This is a genomic window from Candidatus Marivariicella sp. (genome assembly GCF_983056325.1).
Map to the genome: position 1 here is coordinate 1 of NZ_CEZOWA010000032.1, position 4434 is coordinate 4434.

A 4434-nucleotide genomic window follows, 5' to 3' on the forward strand; every position below is an offset into this window, starting at 1 on the left:
CCTATGTTCAAGATCAAGAAGCTTTTAAGAATCTTTCTGAAGAAACAGATTTCATCAATGATTTAAAAATTAACTCAGCTAATTTAGTGGATATTATTCTAGATTTAGAAGATGAGTTTGATATTGAGATTGATAATGAATCTATGGAAAAAATGCTAACAGTTAAAGCTGCGATGGATGTTATTGAAACCAAATTAGCTAAATCTTGATTGGTAATGATATTATAGACTTATCACTTGCTAAATTAGAAAGTAATTGGCAGAGAAGAGGTTTTTTAGAAAAGCTATTTACAGAAAACGAGCAACAAATTATTTTAGCAGCATCAAATCCTTTTGTTTTGGTTTGGAAATTTTGGAGTATGAAGGAAGCTGCCTATAAGATTTATACTCAACAAAATGAAGTACGTTTTTTTGCTCCAAAAAAATTTGCTTGTTTGTTATTTTCAGAAAAGGAGGGATTGGTCAGTTTTAAAGATCAAATATTCTATACATCATCAATTGTTACTCGGGACTATATTTTTACATTAGCTAGCCTAGAGAAGGCAATAAAAGCGTATTCTAAATTTGTGATACCGCAATTAGTAGATAGAATGATCAAAATTAAATTAGAAGATGTAACAGGATTTTCCACTAAAAAAATTAGACAAAAAAAAACAAAAAACAAAGCACCTCTATATTATTATAAAAATATTTTATTGACCAAATCGTGTTCAATTTCACATCATGGGGATTTCGGAGTATTTTCCTTATTATATAATACACAATATTTATTAACCTCTTAAAACTAATTAAAAGGTTAATGAATATTTGAAGTGATTTATGTATTATTTAGGCATAGCAACCGAATCGATAACATGAATTACACCATTACTTCCCATAATGTCTGTAGAAGTTATTTCGCTATAGTTTTCGTTTGAATCTTTTAGCCAAATTTTCCCGTCTTTTTCAATTACTGATATAACTTGACCATTCAAAGCTTTTAATTCAACTAAACCATTCCCTTTCTTTAATGCAGCAACAACATCAGATGCAACTATTTTACCTTCAATAACATGATAGGTTAGTATGTTTGCCAATGATTTTTTGTTTTCTATCTCTAGTAATGAGTTTAAAGTTTTTGAATCAATCTTGGCAAATGCATCATTTGTTGGTGCAAAAACAGTAAAGGGTCCTTCTGAATTTAATGCGTCAACTAAATCTGCAGCTTTCAAAGCTGAAACTAAGGTTGAAAAATCTTCATTTCCAACAGCAATATCCACTACAGTATCTTGTGCTAAAACATTTGTAGAAAATGTCATAAATAAAACTGTTGTGATAATAAACATTGATTTTTTCATAATTAAAATTGTTTTTAAAATTGATGCGAATGTAAAACATATAACCCATCTCTCTTATTCTTTTGTTTAATATATTATATAAAAGATAATTTAATCTAAAACAAACTCTATTTAGGTGTTATTTTAACATAAACAGGTGTTAGGTTTATTTATGTAGAGATATTTTAACCTAAAACCAATACCCGATTTAGAAAGACGTTTCAAAGGAGACAACTATAGTATGTGGGGTCAATTTTTTACACAGACAAATTAAACATAAAAACAAGGTAGAATTTGACGGATATTATGGGTTGAAAGATTATAAAACTAATTGCTTATATTACGTCTATGAATACAATGTTGTTTATAATAGGTTTCGTAATTTTTACTCTTTTTATCTTAGGGATAATATGGGAAATAAATACTGAAGAGAAATCAATTGATGAGAACTATGGATATTATTCCAGACATCAACCTGAACAAGATGAAATAAAATAAAAGTTTGACTCTCATGGAGTCACTAGGAATATTAATTTTTAAAAAGTATTATACTCATCTCTAGATGTTATTTCATATTCTTTCCCTTCATATGTCATTTTAGTAAAATTATTTTTAAATACAACCACTTCAATTGAGCCATCTATTATATATTCCTGTGTTGAAGAATTATAATTGAAGCAATTTTCTGACTTGTAATCTTGATAGTTATTTTTCTATGTAATATTTCTTAAAGGGTTGTAAGCATCAGTATTAATTATGGAATATTTTGTTTTTATACCCATATTATGAATAAAATATTAATAGGGTTGATTAATTAAATTACTTTTTTATTTAAAAGGCAAATTTTTTGAATTAACCTCTATGGCTCACTTTAAATAGTCTACCTTATATAACATCATTATAGGTTGGAAAAAATTCTCGGTCATCTCTTTCTATTTGATGTGATATAAAAATACATTAAAGAGTATTTTTAGCTATCATAATTTTTTTGTCGATACTATTTTAAGCTTTAAAAAAAAACTTTTTTCAAAATGCCTTGAGTGATTTTTTATATCGAGGTGTTACTTAAACTATAAATTATGCTATTATCAAAAATAGGTGTTATAGGGACTTCTAAAAAGGAAGATGAACGTCGTGTTCCCATTCATCCAGAACATTTAAAAAGACTACCATTTGAACTTCGAAAGCATCTTATATTTGAAGAGGGATATGGTCTTCCGTTTAATTTTTCAGATAAAGAAATTATTTCGCAAACTGGTGGAATGGCTCCAAGGGAGTCTATATTATCAGATATTGGTACTGTTATTATTGCAAAACCATTAGTGTCAGATTTAAAAGCTGTTAAATATGGTGGAGTAGTTTGGGGCTACCCTCATTGTACTCAACAATCAGAAATTACGCAAATAGCCATTGATCGTAAACTTACATTAATAGCATTTGAAGATATGTTTGTTTGGCGACCTGATGGATATGTGGGGCGACATACTTTTTATAAAAACAATGAAATGGCTGGATATAGTTCCGTGATTCATGCTCTTCAGCTTAAAGGAATTGACGGGCATTATGGGAATCAACGAAAAGTAATAATCTTTAGCTTTGGGGCGGTAAGTAGAGGTGCTATTTATGCTTTAAAAGCTCACGGTTTTAGAGATATTACAATTTGTATTCAAAGACCCGATCACGAGGTAAGAGAAGAAGTTTTAGATGTAAATTATTTCCGAATTGAAAAGGGAGCTCCTAATGAACCAAGACTAAAAGTAATAGAACATAGTGGTAAGGAACGTCCACTTATTGACCTGATTGAAGAGTCTGATATTATCATTAATGGAACTTATCAAGACACAGAGAATCCGTTGGATTTTATTATTGAAGATGAAAAAGATAGAATGAAATCAGGTTGTTTAATAATTGACGTAAGTTGTGACAAAGGGATGGGGTTTTATTTTGCAACACCCACAACATTTAAAGTACCACTTCTAAAAATTGAGCAAATAGATTATTATGCGGTGGATCATTCCCCAAGTTATTTTTGGGAGAGTGCGTCTAGATCTATTTCTGCTGCATTAATTGTCCATCTTAAAGCCGTCATGCAAGGTCCTAAAGGATGGCAAAAAAATATCACCATTAAAAACGCTATAAACATTGCTGATGGTGTTGTTTTAAAAAAAGAAATTTTAGATTTTCAACATCGTAACAAAAAATATCCTCATATATTCATTAAATAGACTATTTATTAAAACTTTCAGGTCATATTTTTTTTAATTGATTTATTATTTATAATATTCCAACATAAAAAATAGTTGTAAAATTACTAAAGTTAAATACACATTTTATCCTTGTTTTATGATTGAAATTACACGATTAGTTATAGATGTTGGTCTCTTGGTGTTAACATGGATGATTCAATTAATTGTCTATCCTAGTTTTTTATTTTACAGGGCAAATGAACTCGTTAAATGGCATAAAACTTATACAAAAGCAATAGCTCTTATTGTAATTCCGTTAATGCTTGGGCAGTTTAGCATTGCCATATATCAGGTGTTTCTTGTGCAAAACACCTTTACCATCACTAGCATTGTATTAGTAGTTTTTCTGTGGGGCATAACTTTATTAAAATTTGCACCCATACATCAGCAAATTTCTGAAGGAAAATCCCATATACAACTATTAAAAAAGTTGGTCCAAAACAATTGGATAAGAACCATTATTTGGACCATCTTATTTGCAATGAGTGCTGCCTCAGTTTTCTTTTTAAATAGTCTTTAAAAAAGTCAAAAAAATAAAATTGATAGATTGTCTCAAATGACTTCTGTTGTTTGCATACCTAATGTGCCATTTCCCATCTCTATTTCAGCCTTATACATTTCCTCAATATTATCTCTTCCAACTACAAAGTCATATTTTGGTGGTATCGCAACAGCATCAGTAGGACAACTAATTTCATTAAAGAGACCTATAAATTTAGAGTATTAGTAAAGTATTTGTTAAATTTTATATAGATTTTAATGAAGTATTGAATAACTATACCAAAGGCATATCTTCTTCAGTTGGATAATATACCCATATAACGAAGCGCTCTCGAAAAGGAAAGTGGATTTATTTAGACCTAGTGGGGGTAA

General features: G+C 29.3%; 6 protein-coding genes. 5 read left to right on the forward strand and 1 reads right to left on the reverse strand.

From position 1 onward, the window contains the following. The coding region (locus AC3ATN_RS08200) for a phosphopantetheine-binding protein (RefSeq protein WP_487532790.1) at positions 1 to 209 on the forward strand (209 nt) is incomplete at its 5' end. Continuing rightward, positions 206 to 781, forward strand: coding sequence for a 4'-phosphopantetheinyl transferase superfamily protein (locus AC3ATN_RS08205; RefSeq protein WP_487532791.1), 576 nt, complete (start codon positions 206 to 208; stop codon positions 779 to 781). The genes AC3ATN_RS08200 and AC3ATN_RS08205, both read left to right, overlap by 4 nt. Before the next feature lie 42 nt (positions 782 to 823). On the opposite strand, the gene AC3ATN_RS08210 is transcribed toward AC3ATN_RS08205, so the two are convergent. Then, positions 824 to 1336 (reverse strand): fasciclin domain-containing protein, encoded by a 513-nt coding sequence (locus tag AC3ATN_RS08210; protein WP_487532792.1) that lies wholly within the window; start codon positions 1334 to 1336, stop codon positions 824 to 826. Between the two features lie 1058 nt (positions 1337 to 2394). Between AC3ATN_RS08210 and AC3ATN_RS08215 the strand changes: the two genes are divergently transcribed. The 3 genes from AC3ATN_RS08215 (at position 2395) to AC3ATN_RS08225 (ending at position 4288) form a co-directional block, all read left to right on the forward strand. Beyond that, positions 2395 to 3540, forward strand: coding sequence for a N(5)-(carboxyethyl)ornithine synthase (locus AC3ATN_RS08215; protein WP_487532793.1), 1146 nt, complete (start codon positions 2395 to 2397; stop codon positions 3538 to 3540). Between the two features lie 118 nt (positions 3541 to 3658). Next, positions 3659 to 4081, forward strand: coding sequence for a hypothetical protein (locus tag AC3ATN_RS08220; RefSeq protein WP_487532794.1), 423 nt, complete (start codon positions 3659 to 3661; stop codon positions 4079 to 4081). A 36-nt stretch (positions 4082 to 4117) separates the two neighbouring features. Further along, positions 4118 to 4288 (forward strand): hypothetical protein, encoded by a 171-nt coding sequence (locus AC3ATN_RS08225; protein WP_487532795.1) that lies wholly within the window; start codon positions 4118 to 4120, stop codon positions 4286 to 4288. Positions 4289 to 4434 lie beyond the last annotated feature (146 nt).

Bases quoted from the DNA above. Each gene is read 5' to 3' on its own strand.
- AC3ATN_RS08210 (WP_487532792.1), bottom strand. From the start codon at position 1,336: ATGAAAAAATCAATGTTTATTATCACAACAGTTTTATTTATGACATTT.
- AC3ATN_RS08215 (WP_487532793.1), top strand. From the start codon at position 2,395: ATGCTATTATCAAAAATAGGTGTTATAGGGACTTCTAAAAAGGAAGAT.
- AC3ATN_RS08220 (WP_487532794.1), top strand. From the start codon at position 3,659: ATGATTGAAATTACACGATTAGTTATAGATGTTGGTCTCTTGGTGTTA.
- AC3ATN_RS08225 (WP_487532795.1), top strand. From the start codon at position 4,118: ATGACTTCTGTTGTTTGCATACCTAATGTGCCATTTCCCATCTCTATT.